The sequence below is a fragment of the Salinirubellus litoreus genome, from assembly GCF_037335815.1.
GTDB lineage: Archaea > Halobacteriota > Halobacteria > Halobacteriales > Haloarculaceae > Salinirubellus > Salinirubellus litoreus.
Map to the genome: position 1 here is coordinate 2,233,012 of NZ_CP147841.1, position 16,810 is coordinate 2,249,821.

Sequence of the window (16,810 nt, forward strand, 5' to 3'; positions counted from 1 at the left end):
CGAGCGGGCGGGACGAACCCGCCCGGAGTGTGTCATCGGTTCCAAACGCTACTATAGCCCTTACCGCATCCGCTCGGCGGCAGTAGCTACTTCGGTGTTCGACGTGGAGGCCGTAGCGTGACCCTTCGGACGCCTCTCACCGATCTGCTCGGGATCGAGCACCCGATCGTGCAGGCCCCCATCGGTAGCGCCACGTGCCCCGAACTCGCGGCGGCGGTGACCGACGCCGGCGGGCTCGGCCACCTCGCGGTCACCTGGCGGTCGCTCGAGGACACCCGGGAGGTCGTGGCGGAGACCCGCGAACTCGTCGAGGGGCCGTTCGTCGTCAACCTCGCCCTCGACGACCGGACGACTCACCTGCCGACCGACGAGCACCTCGAGGCGGCGCTCGAAGCGGGCGCCCCCGTGGTGTCGCTCTCGTTCGGCGATCCCGCTCCGCATGTCGAGCGCGTCCACGACGCCGGTGCGACCGTGATGGCGACGGTCGGCTCGGCCGAGGAGGCACGCGCGGCGGTCGAGGCGGACGTCGACGTTGTAGTCGCCCAGGGCTCCGAAGCGGGCGGACACCTCCAGAGCGACGTGGCGACGATGCCGCTCGTTCCACGGGTCGTCGACGCCACGGAGGCGGCGGGGCACGCGGATACGCCCGTCGTCTCCGCCGGCGGTATCGCCGACGGTCGGGGCGTCGCGGCCGCGCTCGCGCTCGGCGCCGACGGCGCGTGGCTCGGCACCAGGTTCGTCGCCACCCGGGAGGCGAACGTCGTCGACGACTACCGCGACCGTCTCGCGGAGGTGTCTGAGACGGACACCGTCCGGTCGGGTCTGTTCGACGGTGGGTGGCGCGGACGGGACCACCGCGTCCTGCGGAACAGCACCGTCGAGGCCTGGGAGGCGGCTGGCCGTCCTCCCTCGGGAGAGCGACCCAGGGAGGGCGAACGGGTCGGCGCGTACCCGAACGGCGATCCCGTCGAGCGGTACGACGACGACATTCCGGTGGCGGGTGCGACCGGCGACACCGAGGCGTGGGCGCTCTACGCCGGACAGAGCGCGGGCGCCGTCGACGCGGTCCGCTCGGCCGGCGAGGTCGTCGAGCGGCTCACAGGGGAGGCCGAGGCCGCCATCGACCGGCTTCCGTGACCGAACCGCTCATGTGCCTCCCCGTACACCTCCCGTAGCCCGTGACTCACTACAACCGCGAGGAGGTCGACCGACGGATGGCCCGTCTGTGGGGGGCGTACGACTCCACGGTGGAGGAGGAGTCGGTCGAACTCGAACCCGAGGCGTTCGACGAGTTCACCGAGCACGCCGCGGAGGGGTACATCGGCGGCGGCTACGCGTGGGTCGTCCGCGAGGACCCCCCACCGCTCTCGGACTCGATGCCCGCGGTCGAGGAAACGTACCCGCGTGTCCTGCTCGTGCTCGGGCGCGACGACAGCGGGTGGGGACCGCCCGGCGGGGGGCGCGAGGGCGACGAGGAGTACGAGGTGGCGACAGTCCGGGAGGTCCGCGAGGAGACCGGGGTGGAGTGTACGATCCTCGACTGTCGCCGGATCCGGCGGACGACGTTCGAGCGGGCCGGCACCGGAGGGGAAGCGGAGGAGACCGCCCACACGCTGTGGGTGTTCTTCGTCGCCCGGGCGACCGGCGGGAGCATCGACGTCCAGGAGTCCGAACTGAACGGCGCGGCGTGGTTCCGAAATCTCCCCGCCGACCTCCACTGGAGCGTCGAGAGCAACCCCTGGTCGTGGGAGGAGTGGCAGTCCCGCGGGTGAGCGCGCTGCGGATCACGGGATCCGACCGCCCCTGGAGCGGTGCGGTCCCTCCGAAGTCGCGAGAAGCGGACCCAGGGTGTCCCCGGGGGAGGGTGAGTCGGACGGAGGTGTCCGTCCCCGATCCCGGGGGGTGGGCTCTCGGTCCGACAGGTTGTCGCCCCGGACCCGTGGTCGTCTCCCGTCAGTGCTCGACGAATTCGACGAGCACGCCGCCCGTGTCTCGGGGGTGGAGGAAGGCGACGGTGTGGCCCCACGCGCCCCGACGGGGCTCCTCGTCGATGCGCTCGATCCCCCGATCGTCGGCCCGGGAGAGCGCCGCCTCGATGTCGTCGGTGGCGAACGCGAGGTGGTGGATGCCTGGGCCCTCGCGGTCGAGATAGCTCGCGATGGTCCCCTCCTCGTCTGTGGGCTCGATGATCTCGAGGTAGCCCTCGCCGACCTCGAGGAAGACGAGTTTCATCCCGTCGAGCCACTCCTCGTGGGCCACCTCGGTCTCCAGAAGGTCCTCGAAGAGGAAGACGAGGCTATCGGCGTTACGGGTCGCGATACCGGCGTGGTCGAAGTGCATGGCCGGCCCTCGGTGCCCGCCGACCAAAACGGGCGGGGATCCGTCCCGGCCCGGCCGCGGCGGGTCGGTACGGCCCCTCGTCTCCCACCGTCACCACGGCGAAGGCGTCGCCCGGTGACGGACGACGCGCCGTTCCAGAAGTCGACGGGTGACCGTCCGTATCAGGCGTTGTTCATCCGGAGCACCGACTCCGACCCACAGACCACACACGTCGCGATCCGGTACGGTTCTCTCGAGAACTGGGCGTTCTCGCGCTTGGTCGACTCGGTCCGTATCTCGATGCGGACCTCGTGAGGGGTGTCGTCCCCACAGCGCTCGCACGGCTCGAGTCGGTCCCTGTCGGTGGTCGGGTGTATCGGCATCACCGGATCACCCGCCGGGAGTCGACGCGGGCGGCGATCCCGGCGATCGCCCGCCCCTCGACTCCGAAGGTCCGGGTTTCGTCTCTCCCCTCCACACTTTCGGTTCTCCCACCCATCACCCGGATCCACGCGGCACGTATAGACAAAGCCGTACGAGCGTTCTCACGGCGTGAAAAATCCGGCCGGAGGCGGTGGCGTACCGATACCTCCGACCGGATCGACGTGGCGTCCCGGGGGATCGAGTCGGCCGGGCTCATACGGATTGTTGTAACGATTTACCGGCGATCACCCGAACGGGGTCCGTGATCGCCGGTAAGAGACTACAACACTCCGTATCAGACCCCGCCGCGGTGCTCGCCGAAGACGTCCCGCATCGCGTCGGCGACCTCACCGGTCGTCGCGTAGGCCTTCACTGCGCCGACGATGTGGGGCATGACGTTCTCGCCGGTCTCGCAGGCCTCCCGGAGCGCCTCCAGTTCCGCCTCGACCGCCTCGTCGTCGCGCTCGGCCCGGAGCTCTTCGACCCGCTCGACCTGCTTCGCCACCTCCTCGTCGCTCACCGTCTCGATGTCGTCGGTCGGCTCCTCGTCCTCGACCTCGAACTCGTTGACGCCGACGATGACCCGCTCGCCCTCCTCGATCTCGCGCTGTCGCTCGAACGCGACGTCCTGGATCTCCCCCTGGACCCACCCCGATTCGATGGCCTCGCGCATCCCGCCGCGGTCGTCGGCCTCGCGCAGGATCTCGAACGCCTCCTCCTCCAGGGTATCGGTGAGGTGTTCGATGTAGTACGAGCCGGCGAGCGGGTCGATGGTGTCGGCCGCGCCCGACTCGTGGGCGAGTATCTGCTGGGTTCTCAGTGCCGTGCGGACGGACTTCTCCGTCGGGAGCGACAGGGCCTCGTCCTTCCCGTTGGTGTGCAGCGACTGCGTTCCACCGAGGACGGCGGCGAGCGCCTGGTAGGCCACTCGGACGACGTTGTTGTCGATCTGCTGGGCGGTGAGCGTCGAGCCGCCGGTCTGGGTGTGGAACTTGAGCTGCTTGGATCCCGGGTTCTCCGCTCCGAACCGCTCCTCCATGATCCGGGCCCACATCCGCCGGGCCGCGCGGAACTTCGCCACCTCCTCCAGGACGTTGTTGTGGGCGTTGAAAAAAAAGGAGAGCTGCGGCGCGAACTCGTCGACGTCCTGGCCGGCGTCGATGGCCGCCTGGACGTACTCGATGCCGTCGCCGAGCGTGAACGCGATCTCCTGGGCCGCCGTCGATCCGGCCTCGCGGATGTGATACCCCGAGATCGAGATCGTGTTGAAGTTGGGGACCTCCTCGGCGCAGAACTCGAAGATGTCGGTGATGAGACGCATCGAGGGCTTCGGCGGATAGATGTAGGTGTTCCGGGCGACGTACTCCTTCAGCACGTCGTTCTGGATGGTCCCCCGGAGCTCCTCGCGGGGGACGCCCTGGCGGTCGCCGATGGCGATGTACATCGCCAGGAGGATCGAGGCGGGGGCGTTGATGGTCATGCTCGTCGAGACCTCGTCTAGAGGTATACCCTCGAACACCCGTTCCATGTCCTCCAGCGAGTCGATGGCCACGCCCGACTTGCCGACCTCGCCCTCGGCCATCTCGGCGTCCGAATCGTAGCCCATCTGCGTGGGCAGGTCGAACGCCATCGACAGGCCGGTCTGACCCTGGTCGAGCAGGTAGAGGAACCGCTCGTTGGTCTCGGCGGCGGTGCCCATCCCGGCGTACTGGCGCATCGTCCAGAGCCGCCCGCGGTACATCGTCGAGTAGACCCCGCGGGTGAACGGCTCCTGGGCGGGGTAGCCGATCTCCTCGTCGTAGTCCCGGTCACCGACGTCGTCGGGGGTGTAGAGCGGATCGACCTCCTGGCCGCCCGTGTCGGTCTCGAACGTCTCCTTGCGCTCGCCGAACCGATCGACGGTGGGGTCGTAGGTCTCCTCCTCCCACCGCTCTTTCCCCTCGCGGATCTCCGCCAGGTCGTCCTCGTCGAACATACACACACCTCGGGAGCGAGGCGCTTAAGGGTGGCCGTCGTCGGGGTGGTGCGTCGAGCGAACCCGAAGGCACTTGCCTCCCGGTACCGCCTCTCGGGAGGATGCTCTCCACGGATTCCGGGGCGACCAGACGCCGGCTCCTCCGGGCCGCCGCCGCGGGCGGTGCGGCGACGCTCGCGGGATGTGCCGGGGTCGACGACGGGTCGCCCACGCCGGGTTCCGACGCCTCGACCGAGTGGCCCTACCCCGCGTTCGACCCGCAGGCCACCGCGTACGCCCCCGACGCCGCCGCCCCCCGCTCCGGTGTGACCGAGCGCTGGGCCGTCGAGACCCCCCGGCCGACCGACCGGCCGGTCGTCGCCGAGGAGCGGGTGTTCCTCCCGGGCGCGGCCGGCCTCCACGCGCTCGACCTGGCCACCGGCGAGTCCGTCTGGACGGTCGGACCGGGCGACCAGCCGTGGACGAACGCACCGGCCGTCGTCGACGGCACGGTCTACGCGACCTTCCGCGAGCGGCCAGGCGTCCTCGCGCTCGACCCGGAGGACGGCACCGAGCGCTGGCGGGCCGACGTCGGTCCCGTGAGTTCCTCGCCGGTCGCGGACGGGGAGGGCCGGTGTTACGTCGGAACGCGCGACGGCGGACTCGTCGCCCTCGACGCCGGGACCGGCGAGGTCGCGTGGTCCTACGATCTGTTCGGCGAGGTCGTCGAGCTGACCTTCCGGCTACCGACGCTGGTCGCCGGAACGACCGCGGGTGAGGTGTACGCCCTCTACGACTCCGACGGCCCCCGGGAGCTCTGGCGTCGGAAGGTCGGGGGGAAGGTGGTCGCGCTCGCGCGGACCGGCGGCGACGCGCTCGTCAGTGCGTTCGGCGGGAAGCTCCGCCGGCTGGCGAACGGCGCACACGCGGGGTCAGACCGGTGGGCCAACCGCGACGGCGGCACCGCACAGGGCGGTCTCGCCGTCGCCGCCGGTCTCGTGTTCGGCGGGAACGGCGGCGGCCTGACCGCCTGCGACGTTCGCGGGGGGGAGACCGCGTGGTCCGCTCCGGGTCGCTTCGCGGCCGGGCCGGCCGCCGCGGGCGACACCGTCTACGCCGGCCGTGAGGGCGAGGTGATCGCGTTCGCCCACTCGGGCGGCGTCGGGGTCGGCGGGCTCTCGGTGGGCCGCAAGCGGTGGTCACATCCCGTCTCCGGGACGCCCCTCGAGGGGCTGGCGGTCGCCGACGGCGCGGTCGTCGCGGTCACCGGTGGCGGGGAGGAGGGCCCGCCGCGGACGTACGTGCTCGATCCGGCCTGAGTGGTGTTTCGGCTGTCGGTCGGTCCTCCATCGTCCGTGCCGGGATGGAGAACCGGTATCCGAGAGGGACGGCGTGCCGAACTGCGAGGGTGCATCGAGCGTCGATGGTCCCCGTCATCTCGTTGTCTTCCCTGGTATGAGTTCCAGTGTCGACCCCGCGATGCCGGCACCCACGAGCAGGAGCGCGCCGACGGCGAGAAGGAACGGCTCGGCACCGAGGACGATCATGACCGTGTATTCCTCGGAACCGGGTGGGTGAAGCGTATATTCCCGATAGAGGGAGTGTGGTGACCGGAACTGTCCGAGCACCGCCCGGAACACGTAGAACAGAACGACACCGCCCATCAGGACCGGGATACTCGCCAGGTGCTTCCACCGACGTGCGGCGACGGCCCCGCCGATACCGACACCCCCGACCAGTACGAGCAGGAGTTCCTCGTGATTGAGGTCGCCGTCCCAGCCGCTCGTGATGGTCCCCTCGTACCCGGGTGCGACGTGTACCAACCCCTGATGTGTTCCGAATACGATGGCCACAAAGCCAGTGACCGCTATCATCACCGGAAGGAGCCGATCGTTCTCCACGTACATCTCAAACGTATTTTATGTAATAAATCCGTGCCCCTCTCGGATCTCGACGTGCGCTCCCTCCCGGAACACGCGCAGTCCGTATCGTATCGATATCGGATACTGCATCGACTCTATCGCCCGATACGCGCTCCGTTCAGCACGCATCGAGGGACCGATCCGCGAATCGAACACCCGGGCGTGGAGCGAGGAACGCACCAGTCCGCAGTCGGGAGAGCACCGGATACCGGGGCGGCCCCACACCGGGCGATACGTCCCGACCTGTCCCCGGCCGCTCACTCGGTCGGCGCGCCCGTGAGGATCGCCACGCCGGAGGACGCCCCGATCCGCTCGGCACCGGCCTCGAGCATCCCGATGGCCTCGTCGTAGGTGCCGATCCCCCCCGAGGCCTTCACCGGGAGGTACTCGCTCATGAGTTCGACGTCGCGGATGGTCGCCCCGCCGTCGGCGAAACCGGTCGAGGTCTTGACCATGTCGGCGCCGGCCTCGCGGGCGGCCTCACAGGCGCGGTGTTTCTCCTCGTGGTCGAGCAGCGCCGTCTCGATGATCACCTTCACCGGGAGTGGGACGGCCGCGATCACCTCGGCGAGTTCGGCGGCCACCGCCTCGTCCTCGCCGGCTCTCAGGCGGCCGACGTTCAGCACGACGTCGAGTTCGTCCGCGTCGTCCTTCCAGGCCGCCTCGGCCTCCGCGTGCTTGGCCGCCGTGCTGTTCTGCCCGTGGGGGAATCCGATCACCGTCGCGATGGTCGTCTCGGGTGCGGCCTCGCGGGCCTCCGGGACGTAGCAGGGCGGCACGCAGACGTTCATCCCGAACTCGGCGGCCTCCTCACAGACCCGTTCGACGTCCGCGGCCGTCGTCTCCGGGCCGAGGACGGTGTGGTCGATCCGGGCCGCCAGCGTCTCCCTGTCCATGGCCCCGGCGTGGTCCGAGGCCGTGAAAAAACCATCCACACTCGCTTCCGGCCCGCACCGAGAACGCAACCGACTTGCACGGCGATGCCGAGGTTCGGCCGAATGACGGGAGCGCACCGACACTTCGAGGTCCGCGCGTGGGACGGCGCGGGTCGGCTCGGCGAGCTCGAGGTCCCGCGGGCGGGCGTGACCGTCGAGACGCCGGCCCTGCTACCCGTGGTGAACCCCCACAAGCGGACGGTCTCGCCCGCCCGACTCGAATCCGAGTTCGGCGCGGAGGTGCTCATCACCAACGGGTACATCCTCTACGGGAGCGAGGAGTTCCGCGATCGCGCGCTCGCCGAGGGCCTCCACGACCTCTATGACTTCTCCGGGGCCATCATGACCGACTCGGGCTCGTTCCAGCTATCCGAATACGGCGAGATCGACGTCACGAACGAGGAGATCCTGCGCTTCCAGCACGATATCGGCTCGGACATCGGGACGCCGATCGACATCCCGACGCCGCCGGACGCCTCCCGCGAGCGAGCGGAAGCCGAACTCGAAACGACCCAGGAGCGGCTCGAACGCGCCGCCGACCTCGACCTCGGCGAGATGCTCGTCAACGCGCCCGTCCAGGGATCGACCTACGCGGACCTCCGCGAGCACGCGGCGGGTGACGCTTACGGCACCGGTCTCGACGTCTTTCCGATAGGGGCCGTCGTACCGCTGATGAACTCCTACCGCTACGCCGAGATGGTCGACGTGACGATGGCCGCGAAACGCGGGCTCGGCGCGGACGCCGCGGTCCACCTGTTCGGCGCGGGCCACCCCATGATGTTCGCGCTCGCCGTCGCCTGTGGCTGTGACCTGTTCGACTCCGCCGCGTACGCGCTCTACGCCCGCGACGACCGCTACCTCACCGAACGGGGGACCGAACAGCTCGCGGACCTGGACTACTTCCCCTGTGCCTGCCCGATCTGCTCCGACCACACCCCCGAGGAGGTCCGGGGGCACGAGGACGACGAGCGCGAGCGACTGCTCGCCGAGCACAACCTCCACGTCACCTACGCGGAGCTCCGGACGGTGAAGCAGGCGCTCCGGCGGGGGAACCTGCTCGAACTCGTCGAGGAGCGGGCGCGGGCCCACCCGGACCTGCTCGACGGCTACCGGACGCTGCTGGGGTACGGCGAGACGCTCGAACGGACCGACCCCGTCTCGAAGGACGCGTTCTTCTACCTCTCGGCCGACAGCGCCGACCGACCCGAGGTGCGCCGCCACCACGAGCGGCTCTCGCGGCTCCGCGTCGAGGGCGACTCGGTACTGCTGACGACGGGGAAGGGCAACGCCGACGACTTCGAGTCGACCTGGCGGGTCGTCCCCCCGTTCGGACCGCTCCCGCGGGCGCTCTCGGAGTCCTACCCGCTGACCGCCGAAGTCCCCGAAAGACTCGACGACCGGGCGTACGTTCGGGCCGCCGAGGGTATCGCGCGGCTCGCCGAGGACAACCCGGACACCTCGTTCGCGCTCGCCGCGACGGGCTGGCCCGAGGCGGCGCTCGACGCGCTCCCCGACGGGGTCCGGGTCCTCGGTCGCGGCGAGTCGGAGGAAGAGTGATCCGCGGTCGGCGGGCTACCCGTACCCCTCGGCGTCGACCAAGTCGTCGGGGACGCCGACCCGCTCCAGGACGTCTGTCAGGCTGTAGACCATCGCGTTGACCCCGCAGGCGTACACCTCGACGTTCCCGGGGTCGATCCGGGCGTCGACGTCGTGTTCGACCTCCGAGTCGAGGTACGGCACGATGGCGTCGTCCTCGTCGACCGCCACCAGCGAGTCGTCGAGGTACTTCGCGAACGTCTGCTGGACGTAGGCGGTCTCGCCCGTCCAGTCGGTCAGGTACTGCTCGCGGCTCAGCGTCGGGACGAAGTGGAAGTTCCCGTGCTCGTCGTCGAGCGTCCGGAAGTGATCGCGGTACGCGAGGTCGTCCTCCCAGCCTGCCCCGAGGAACAGCCACACGTCCCGCTGCTCGCCGTCGACCTCGTCCATACCCGTCTCGAAGCAGTAGTCGATCATGCTCCGCAGCGGCGCGACGCCCGTCCCGGTGGCGAGCATCGCCACGTCGCGCCCGGAGGGTTCCTCCAGCGTGAACTCCCCGAACGGGCCGCGGACGGTCACCTCGTCGCCCGGTTCGAGATACTGGAAGAACTCGGGGGTGAGCCGTCCCCCCGGAACCAGACGGACGCAGAGTTCGATCTCGTCCGCGTTGGGCGAACTCGCCACCGAGTAGACGCGGGGGATGTCGTGGAAACGGATCGAGACGTACTGTCCGGCGGCGAAGGTGATTGACTCCTCGGTGTCGAGCGAGATACGCAGCAGCGAGGGGTACGGGCGGACGTACCGCTCGCGGAGCGTCCCGAGCACGTCGAGCGGTATCCCGGCGTCGACCGCCTCCGGGTCGCGGTCGAGGAGCTCGCCCACCCGGTCCCAGTCGACCTCGGGCGGCTCGTCCTCGGGGCGCTCGACCCAGTCGTCGCGGTCGCAGGCGTCGAGCGCCCTCGCGGCGGCGCGCTGGACCTCGTCGGTTCGGTTGTGATCGAGCGGCTCGACCGCCGATACGGTCGCGTCCACGGTCTTGAGGCCCCGGAGCGACGGGGCATCGAGTCCCGTGAGGTGGTTACGGACACTCATTCGATCGTCACGATCCCTTGTCGGGCGCTGGGGCCGCCACGTGCTTACGTCGTTCGGAGCCCACCGCCCCCCGTGACGAGGCCACCGGGCGTGCCCGCCCCCACAGTATTTATCCCGCGGACGGGAAGGGGTTCGCATGTTCCACGCCCAGGGGCCGCTCCTGCAGGTCGACGTCGGCAGCCGAGAGACGAGAGAGGAGGACGTCGACGATGTCCTCGGATCGTTCATCGGGGGTCGCGGCGTCGGGACGAGGCTCGCACACGAGCGGATCCCGTTCGACGCCGACCCGTTCGGCCCGGAGAACCGCCTCCTCTTCAGCACGGGGCCGCTGCAGCTATCGAGAGCGAGCTTCACCGGTCGGACGAACTGCACGGGCGTCTCGCCCCTTACCGATGGATTGCTCTCCTCGAACGCCGGCGGGTTCGTCTCGCGGAACCTCGCCGGGACGGGCTACTCGGTGGTCGAACTCGCGGGCGCGAGCGACGAACTGCTCGCCGTCCACGTCCGCGACGACGGCGTCACCTTCGAGGAGGTGCCGGATCTCGCGGGAGCGACCTCCTCGGAGGTGACCGCGTGGGCCGAGGACGAGCACGACCTCTCCGAGGAGCACATCTGCTGTATCGGCCCGGCGGGGGAGAACCGGGTCCGGTTCGCGTCGATCATGACGACAGAGTCACGCGCGTTCGGCCGCGGCGGGCTCGGGGCGGTGATGGGCGCGAAGAACGTCAAGGCGATCACGTTCGACGGCGATTCGGCACCCGAGATGGAGTTCCCGCAGGCCGCGATGGACCTCCACCGCGACGCGGCGACGAGCGACAGCATCATGAAGCGCCAGGGGACCACGAGCGTCACCGACCTCGGTAACGAGATGAACGCCCTCCCCACCCGGTACTTCTCCGAGCGGTCCTTCGAGGGCGCGGAGGGGATCAACGGCGACCGCGTCGAGGAGAAGAAGTACAAGAAGGGGACCTGCTCGCAGTGCGCGTTCGCGTGCAAGCTCCCCACCCGCGACGAGGAGCGCGGCATCGAGACCGAGGGCCCCGAGTACGAGACCGTGATGGGGTTCGGGTCGAACTGCGGCGTCGACGACATCGTCGACGTGATGCAGTCCAACGAGCTCTGTGACGAGTTCGGGATGGACACCATCTCCTGTGGGAACACCGTCGCCGCCTACCTCGCCAGCGAGGACGAGTTCGGCAACGCCGACCTGATCCACGAGACCGTCGAGAAGATCGCCCACCGCGAGGGCGTCGGCGACCTGCTCGCCGAGGGCGTCGCCCGCGCCCACGAGGAGCTCGGCGTCGAGAACTGGTCGGTGAAGGGTATGGACTTCTCCGCCCACGACGGCCGGGCGCTCCACGGCCAGGGGCTCGGGTTCGCCACCGCGAACCGCGGCGGCGATCACATGTACGCCACCTTCTACGCCTACGAGTACCCGCTCGTCTCGAAGGACATGGCGTTCCCGCCCGAGGGCCTGAGCGAGGAGAAGGTCGAGCGGCTCGTCTGGGCGGAGAACAAGCGCGCGATCGAGGACTGCGGGATCTTCTGTCGCTTCTCCAGAGGGGAGATGAACGAGGAGCGCTTCGAGGCGCTGCTCGACGCCGACTTCGAGGACCTCCTCGAGGTGGGCTCGCGGGTGGTCGAACTCGAACGCCACTTCAACAACCAGCGCGGGTTCGACCGCGGGGACGATCAGCTACCCTACGAACTGGAGGGCCTCGACGAGGCGCTCGACCAGTACTACGAGAAGCGGGGCTGGCAGCCGGACGGAACCGTCGCCTCGCCCGACTCGGGGACTGCGGCCCCCGCGGACGACTGACGGGCCGCTCCGTCTCGCAGCGTTCGGGGGATGGCCCGCGGCGCGGAAGGCAAGACAGTAGGCCCTCGGTTACCCAGTCCGGCCATGACCGACCACTTCGAGGTCCACGAGCGGGACGGCGCGGCCCGTCTCGGCGAACTCCGACTCGCCGACCCACTCACCACGCCGGCGCTCGTCGACGACGTGCTCCGGGACGCGGGGAGCCGGTGGACGCGGGAGCGCGAGGTGCCCGACGGCGATCCCGAGTCGCTGACCGTCCTCCCCCACCGGGCGATGCCCACGGGAACCGACGCGAGGGTCGCCGAGGCGTTCGCACCCGACGTTCCCGACGTGGAGTACCCGAGCGCCGCGGTCGTCTCACCCGAGACCGCGAACGATCTCGGCACCGACGCGTACGTCCTCTCCGGCGGTCCGGGGCTCGTGGGCCACGCCGAACGGTTCGTCGATGCGCTCGTCCGGACGCGAGAGACGATCCCGGGCGACACGGCGCTCTACCTCGCCGGGGCGGCGACGCCCGCGAACGCCCCGGTGCTCGCCTACGCCGGCGTCGACCTCCTCGATACGGATCGGGCGTACGTTCGTGGGACCGAGGGGTTCTACCTCACCAGTTCGGGCGAGGCGTTCCTGGAGGACCTCCGCGAACTCCCGTGTGCGTGTGAAGCCTGCCGAGGTCCCCGCGACGAGTTCACCCGGGAGGACTGCGCCGAGCACAACGTCAACGCCCTCCGTGCCGAATTCGCGACGGTCCGAGAGCGGATCCGTGCGGGTCGGCTCCGCGACTACGTCGAAGGGCAGGCCCGCCACGAGGCCTGGTCCACGTCGGTCTTCCGTCTCCTCGACCAGCAGTACGGTTACGTCGAGGCGCGGACGCCGATCCTCCGCCGCGCCGAACTGCTCGCGTCGAGCGAGGACACCCTCCGACGGGTCGAGATCCAGCGGTTCGCGGATCGGGTCACCTCGCGGTACGTCCCCCGGTTCGACGACCGGCCGCTGGTGCTCGTCCCGTGCTCGGCGACGAAACCCTACAGCGAGTCACAGAGCCACCGGCAGTTCCACGACGCGATCCAGTGGCGGGCGCACATCGTCTCGATGACCTCGCCCATCGGCGTCGTCCCCCAGGAACTCGAACTCACCTACCCCGCACAGCACTACGACTCGGTCGTCACGGGGCGGTGGTCCCCCACCGAGGTCGAGTTCGTCGGGCGCGTCCTCGAACGCTACCTCTCGCGGGCGGACTACCCCCGCGTCGTCGCGCACGTTCCCGAGGACGGCTACCGCGAGGTCGTCGAGCGAGCTATCGACAGCCTCGACGTCGAGGTGGAGTTCACCGTCGCGGACCACCCCACTACCGAGGAGTCGCTCGCGAACCTCGCCGCGGCCCTGGAGGGCGAGGATCAGTACCGCAAGCGCGAGCGCGAGCACAACACCGTCCGGGCCGTCGCGGACTACCTGTTCGGCGACCGGGCCGGCGAGGACCTCTTCACCGACCTCCGGACGGACGGCCACTACCCGAAGCTCAGGGCGCACGCGGGCGACCCCGACCCGAACAGCGAGGAGGGGACGCATCTCGCCACGCTCGTCCCGCAGTACGGCACGCTGTCGTTCACGCTCGCCGGCGCGAAGCGGTGGGCCGAGAGCGACGCACCCGCGAAGCGCGTCGAGATCGACGCGTTCGTCCCGCGGGGATCGGTGCTCGCGCCGGGTATCGTCGACGCCGACGATGACATCAGGGTTGGCGACGAGGTTGTGATCGAGGGGCCGAGGGCGTTCGCCGTCGGCCGGGCCGAGATGCCCGGGCCGGAGATGCGTTCGGCGACCCGGGGGGTCGCCGTCGAGGTGCGCCACTCCGAGGAGCGGTAGCCCGGATCACCTCCGCCCTACTCGTTCTCCAGCGACCAGCCGACGAACGGGCCCTCGGGGTCCACGTCGAGCGCGTCGATGGCGTGAGCGACGGCGAGGAAGTGGCTGGCCATCATCGTCGCGCCGACTACCTCTTCGGGGTCGAGGTATTCCCCGAGCGTCTCGTGGTGACCGTCGTCGACCGAGCGGTCGACGAACGCCGTCGCGTACGTCGCGAGCGCCTCGTGTCGAGCCGAGAGGTCGTCGAACCGGCGTTCGCCGATGGCACGTATCGCCGACCGATCGAGGCCGGACTTCACGGCGAGCGGGACGTGCAGGTCCCAGAGGTAGGTGGACGAAAGCGCCCGAGAGGTCGCGAGGAGGACGACCTCCGCGTCGGGGCGGGGGAGCCCGGAGGCGGCGACGACGGTCGTCCCCCAGCGCATGAGCGACTGGAGCACCTCGGGGTTGTTCCCGAGCGCCCGGTAGACGTTCAGTTCGCCGTTCTCGTTGTCGTCGTAGAGGTAGCGGTAGTCCGCGGGGAGGTCGGAGCGGTCCACGTAGGGGACGGCGGGCATCGACGTGATGGTCGGCGGCCGACGGGTAAACGCCTTCGACCGGACGGACTGAAACCCCAGGATCTGACGGGAATAGCGTGCTGCATACCGAAGGCGTAGTCAGCACGGCACCCTGGTGTATCCGCTAGTTCGATGCGTGGACGAACGCGAGCAGTTCCTCGATCAAACAATCGGTCGCGGTGAGTCTGCGGGGCGACCCGGGATGTCTGCCGCTCAGGGACGCGACGAACAGCGTCAGCAGCCCACTCCACGCCGAGAAAGGGAGCGGCGTGAGGTGACTGTCGAGACGCCCGGCGACCAGGGTGATGGCAGTGTGGAGGTCGGGGCTTCGCGGTGATCGTGGCGAATGCCAACCCGGGTGACGAACCGATCGTCGGGATCGAAGAGGTCCGTTCGAACGTCGCGTTTGCCAGCGTCTTTGTCCCGATCCGCTACTACCGCAGTCCCGTCCACTTTTGCCCGGGTACGGGCCTGGTTTCACGCCCCTAATAGCTAGCGATCTCTACGTGTTCTCAACGTGGCCTCGAGTAGGTGGGGCGGCTGTATATCCTGTACGCGCCGGCGACGACCGAGAGGAAGGCCGCGCCTCCGAATATCAGGACGTAGAACCACTCTGCCTGCATGGTCCAGATATCGGGGTTCGTGTAGAAGTACGCAGCGAGAACGGTTCCCACGATCGCGATGGTCCAGAGATACCACCTCTCGGTGGTGGCTGCCCGCCTGGTCTGTCTCGACTCGATGATGCCTCGGTCACCCTCTGCTACTTTTACCATTGTCTATTATGAGGGATGGGGGCGGATAACCTGATCGGTTTTTGATATTGTGACGCTGGAGGATCAGTTCCCCGGGCCTACTGCATCACCCGGGACGACTGGGAATGCGCGCGCGTCGGACTACGAGTCCGTTTCGCGTATCGTCTCCACGTGCCTGTGCCGGTCGAGATCCTGGCCCTCGTCACGGTCGTGCTCGTAGACCTCGTCGATCATCTTCCGATGGACCAGCAGGGGAGAGGATGGCCTCTCTAACGGGCTTCTGTTCGATAGGGTGCTCGTGGGTTAGCATCGATCACTACAGGGATGCCGATCGACGTCACACGGAGCGGCGAGGGGCTGGCTCTCCGGGTGGCGACCCCGGCACGGACCGCCGGGGGAACGTGGTGTCATCGTAGCGTTTGGGACCGATAACACACTCCGGAGGGAGAGTCTCTCCGTCCGTGAGTAAACGCTTCCACACGCTACTATAGCACCCGTCCGTTCTGGGGGCGTTACGCGCCCTGTATCCAGCACGACCCCCCGAGATCATCACAACGCAGGGACCTCACAGCGCCCTTCGATCGGTATGTGGCGTCGGTCACCAGGAGATGAGCACGATGGAGACGACGGCGAGGCCGATCCCCACGGCACGGGTGGGCGAGAGCGGATCGCCGAGGACGAGGACGCCGATGAAGGCCGCGACGACGAAGTAGAGTGCGCCGACGGTCGAGACGACGGCCGTCGAGCCGAGCGAGAGGCCGACGTAGAGCGAGACGAGCCCGATCGCGGCGAACAGCCCGGCCGCGACCGAGAGAAGCCTACCCTCGACGCCCACGTTCAGCGGCGCACCGGAGAGGAGTGCGTACAGCCCGACGACGACGGCCGCGACGGCGTACGTTGTCGCGGCGGCCGTCACGGGCCCGACGGCGTCGCTCGCGAGGTCGGCGAGCACCAGCCACAGCCCCCAGGTGAACGTCGTCCCCAGCGCGAAGAGGACAGCGGAGTTCATGTCCCGGGGTTCGGACGGGACGGCATAACGGCCCCGGAACGGCCACGAACGGACGCCGCGGGAACCGGGCGAGTCGCCCTCGACCCATCCCTTCATGTCCTCGCCGGCGGAGCGTTCGTGCATGCTAGACGCAGGCGACACCGCCCCGACGTTCGAGGCACCGATGGCCACCCCCGAGAACGCCGCCGGGAAGTCCGGGGAGTTCACCTCGGCGGAGGTCGAACCGTTCGCGCTCGACGACGCGCTCGCGGACGGGCCGGTCGCCCTCGCCTTTTTCCCCGGCGTGTTCTCGCGGACCTGCACCCGCGAGATGTGCCAGATGCGCGACTGGTGGGGTGACCTCGCCGACCTCCCCGGCTCCGTCTACGGCGTGAGCGCCGACCCCCCGTTCCCGCAACTGGCGTTCGTCGACGCGTACGATCTCTCCTTCCCGCTGCTCTCGACGTTCAACAGCTCGGTTCTCGCCGATTTCGGCGTCCGCGTCGAGGAGGGAATCCTCCGGGGTATCGCCCGCCGGAGCGTGTTCGTCCTCGCGCCCGACCGGACGGTCGAGTACGCCTGGGCGACCGAGGAGTCGCTCACCTTCCCGGATCTCGACGCGATGGCGGCGGCGATGGAGTCCGCGTAGCGAG

Annotated in this window: 17 protein-coding genes; 8 read left to right on the forward strand and 9 right to left on the reverse strand. The window is 69.3% G+C overall.

The window, feature by feature from the left end:
• The first annotated feature begins 117 nt into the window (after positions 1–117).
• Positions 118–1,137, forward strand: a complete 1,020-nt coding sequence (locus WDJ58_RS10995) for an NAD(P)H-dependent flavin oxidoreductase (protein ID WP_338917752.1) — start codon at positions 118–120, stop codon at positions 1,135–1,137.
• Positions 1,138–1,178: 41 nt separating this feature from the next.
• Positions 1,179–1,772 carry an NUDIX hydrolase gene (locus WDJ58_RS11000; protein WP_338917753.1) on the forward strand — a complete coding sequence of 198 codons (594 nt, stop codon included), beginning with the start codon at positions 1,179–1,181 and terminating at the stop codon, positions 1,770–1,772.
• 181 nt (positions 1,773–1,953) lie between these two features.
• Here WDJ58_RS11000 and mce read toward each other — a convergent pair whose 3' ends face one another.
• The 3 genes from mce to WDJ58_RS11015 form a co-directional block, all read right to left on the reverse strand.
• Positions 1,954–2,340 carry a methylmalonyl-CoA epimerase gene (gene mce, locus WDJ58_RS11005; RefSeq protein ID WP_338917754.1) on the reverse strand — a complete coding sequence of 129 codons (387 nt, stop codon included), beginning with the start codon at positions 2,338–2,340 and terminating at the stop codon, positions 1,954–1,956.
• A 161-nt stretch (positions 2,341–2,501) separates the two neighbouring features.
• Positions 2,502–2,702: a hypothetical protein gene (locus WDJ58_RS11010; RefSeq protein ID WP_338917755.1), complete on the reverse strand. Its 201-nt coding sequence runs from the start codon at positions 2,700–2,702 to the stop codon at positions 2,502–2,504.
• A 335-nt stretch (positions 2,703–3,037) separates the two neighbouring features.
• The gene (locus WDJ58_RS11015; RefSeq protein ID WP_338917756.1) at positions 3,038–4,717 is read right to left on the reverse strand and encodes an acyl-CoA mutase large subunit family protein; all 1,680 of its coding nucleotides are present in this window, start codon (positions 4,715–4,717) and stop codon (positions 3,038–3,040) included.
• A 101-nt stretch (positions 4,718–4,818) separates the two neighbouring features.
• Between WDJ58_RS11015 and WDJ58_RS11020 the strand changes: the two genes are divergently transcribed.
• Complete coding sequence (locus tag WDJ58_RS11020; RefSeq protein WP_338917757.1) at positions 4,819–6,015, forward strand: PQQ-binding-like beta-propeller repeat protein; 1,197 nt, start codon at positions 4,819–4,821, stop codon at positions 6,013–6,015.
• Positions 6,016–6,129: 114 nt separating this feature from the next.
• Here the strand turns inward: WDJ58_RS11020 and WDJ58_RS11025 are convergent, their stop codons facing one another.
• Together WDJ58_RS11025 and deoC are read right to left on the reverse strand one after the other, a co-directional pair.
• Positions 6,130–6,597, reverse strand: coding sequence for a hypothetical protein (locus tag WDJ58_RS11025; RefSeq protein ID WP_338917758.1), 468 nt, complete (start codon positions 6,595–6,597; stop codon positions 6,130–6,132).
• A 278-nt stretch (positions 6,598–6,875) separates the two neighbouring features.
• Positions 6,876–7,514 carry a deoxyribose-phosphate aldolase gene (deoC, locus tag WDJ58_RS11030; RefSeq protein WP_338917759.1) on the reverse strand — a complete coding sequence of 213 codons (639 nt, stop codon included), beginning with the start codon at positions 7,512–7,514 and terminating at the stop codon, positions 6,876–6,878.
• A gap of 102 nt (positions 7,515–7,616) precedes the next feature.
• Between deoC and tgtA the strand changes: the two genes are divergently transcribed.
• Positions 7,617–9,110, forward strand: coding sequence for a tRNA guanosine(15) transglycosylase TgtA (tgtA, locus tag WDJ58_RS11035; protein ID WP_338917760.1), 1,494 nt, complete (start codon positions 7,617–7,619; stop codon positions 9,108–9,110).
• 15 nt (positions 9,111–9,125) lie between these two features.
• Here the strand turns inward: tgtA and WDJ58_RS11040 are convergent, their stop codons facing one another.
• Complete coding sequence (locus tag WDJ58_RS11040; protein WP_338917761.1) at positions 9,126–10,181, reverse strand: FAD-binding oxidoreductase; 1,056 nt, start codon at positions 10,179–10,181, stop codon at positions 9,126–9,128.
• Positions 10,182–10,317: 136 nt separating this feature from the next.
• Between WDJ58_RS11040 and WDJ58_RS11045 the strand changes: the two genes are divergently transcribed.
• Positions 10,318–12,000: an aldehyde ferredoxin oxidoreductase family protein gene (locus WDJ58_RS11045; protein WP_338917762.1), complete on the forward strand. Its 1,683-nt coding sequence runs from the start codon at positions 10,318–10,320 to the stop codon at positions 11,998–12,000.
• A gap of 84 nt (positions 12,001–12,084) precedes the next feature.
• Complete coding sequence (gene arcS / locus WDJ58_RS11050; protein ID WP_338917763.1) at positions 12,085–13,860, forward strand: archaeosine synthase subunit alpha; 1,776 nt, start codon at positions 12,085–12,087, stop codon at positions 13,858–13,860.
• Positions 13,861–13,877: 17 nt separating this feature from the next.
• Here the strand turns inward: arcS and WDJ58_RS11055 are convergent, their stop codons facing one another.
• Positions 13,878–14,417, reverse strand: coding sequence for a carboxymuconolactone decarboxylase family protein (locus WDJ58_RS11055; RefSeq protein WP_338917764.1), 540 nt, complete (start codon positions 14,415–14,417; stop codon positions 13,878–13,880).
• 339 nt (positions 14,418–14,756) lie between these two features.
• Between WDJ58_RS11055 and WDJ58_RS11060 the strand changes: the two genes are divergently transcribed.
• Positions 14,757–14,906 carry a hypothetical protein gene (locus WDJ58_RS11060; protein WP_338917840.1) on the forward strand — a complete coding sequence of 50 codons (150 nt, stop codon included), beginning with the start codon at positions 14,757–14,759 and terminating at the stop codon, positions 14,904–14,906.
• A 23-nt stretch (positions 14,907–14,929) separates the two neighbouring features.
• Here WDJ58_RS11060 and WDJ58_RS11065 read toward each other — a convergent pair whose 3' ends face one another.
• Both WDJ58_RS11065 and WDJ58_RS11070 read right to left on the reverse strand, forming a co-directional pair.
• On the reverse strand, positions 14,930–15,190 hold the full coding sequence (locus WDJ58_RS11065; protein ID WP_338917765.1) for a hypothetical protein: 261 nt from the start codon (positions 15,188–15,190) through the stop codon (positions 14,930–14,932).
• Positions 15,191–15,767: 577 nt separating this feature from the next.
• A complete protein-coding gene (locus WDJ58_RS11070; RefSeq protein WP_338917766.1) occupies positions 15,768–16,178 on the reverse strand; it encodes an EamA family transporter in 411 nt (136 codons plus the stop codon).
• 121 nt (positions 16,179–16,299) lie between these two features.
• On the opposite strand from WDJ58_RS11070, the gene WDJ58_RS11075 reads away from it, so the two are divergent.
• A complete protein-coding gene (locus WDJ58_RS11075) occupies positions 16,300–16,806 on the forward strand; it encodes a redoxin domain-containing protein (protein WP_338917767.1) in 507 nt (168 codons plus the stop codon).
• The last annotated feature ends 4 nt before the right edge of the window (positions 16,807–16,810 follow it).

Excerpts from the sequence above, each read along its gene's own strand:
- WDJ58_RS11020 (WP_338917757.1), top strand. The coding sequence starts at position 4,819 with ATGCTCTCCACGGATTCCGGGGCGACCAGACGCCGGCTCCTCCGGGCC.
- WDJ58_RS11070 (WP_338917766.1), bottom strand. The coding sequence starts at position 16,178 with ATGAACTCCGCTGTCCTCTTCGCGCTGGGGACGACGTTCACCTGGGGG.
- mce (WP_338917754.1), bottom strand. The coding sequence starts at position 2,340 with ATGCACTTCGACCACGCCGGTATCGCGACCCGTAACGCCGATAGCCTC.
- WDJ58_RS11065 (WP_338917765.1), bottom strand. The coding sequence starts at position 15,190 with ATGGTAAAAGTAGCAGAGGGTGACCGAGGCATCATCGAGTCGAGACAG.
- tgtA (WP_338917760.1), top strand. The coding sequence starts at position 7,617 with ATGACGGGAGCGCACCGACACTTCGAGGTCCGCGCGTGGGACGGCGCG.
- WDJ58_RS11040 (WP_338917761.1), bottom strand. The coding sequence starts at position 10,181 with ATGAGTGTCCGTAACCACCTCACGGGACTCGATGCCCCGTCGCTCCGG.
- WDJ58_RS11075 (WP_338917767.1), top strand. The coding sequence starts at position 16,300 with ATGCTAGACGCAGGCGACACCGCCCCGACGTTCGAGGCACCGATGGCC.
- deoC (WP_338917759.1), bottom strand. The coding sequence starts at position 7,514 with ATGGACAGGGAGACGCTGGCGGCCCGGATCGACCACACCGTCCTCGGC.
- WDJ58_RS11010 (WP_338917755.1), bottom strand. The coding sequence starts at position 2,702 with ATGCCGATACACCCGACCACCGACAGGGACCGACTCGAGCCGTGCGAG.
- WDJ58_RS11045 (WP_338917762.1), top strand. The coding sequence starts at position 10,318 with ATGTTCCACGCCCAGGGGCCGCTCCTGCAGGTCGACGTCGGCAGCCGA.
- arcS (WP_338917763.1), top strand. The coding sequence starts at position 12,085 with ATGACCGACCACTTCGAGGTCCACGAGCGGGACGGCGCGGCCCGTCTC.
- WDJ58_RS11015 (WP_338917756.1), bottom strand. The coding sequence starts at position 4,717 with ATGTTCGACGAGGACGACCTGGCGGAGATCCGCGAGGGGAAAGAGCGG.
- WDJ58_RS11055 (WP_338917764.1), bottom strand. The coding sequence starts at position 14,417 with ATGCCCGCCGTCCCCTACGTGGACCGCTCCGACCTCCCCGCGGACTAC.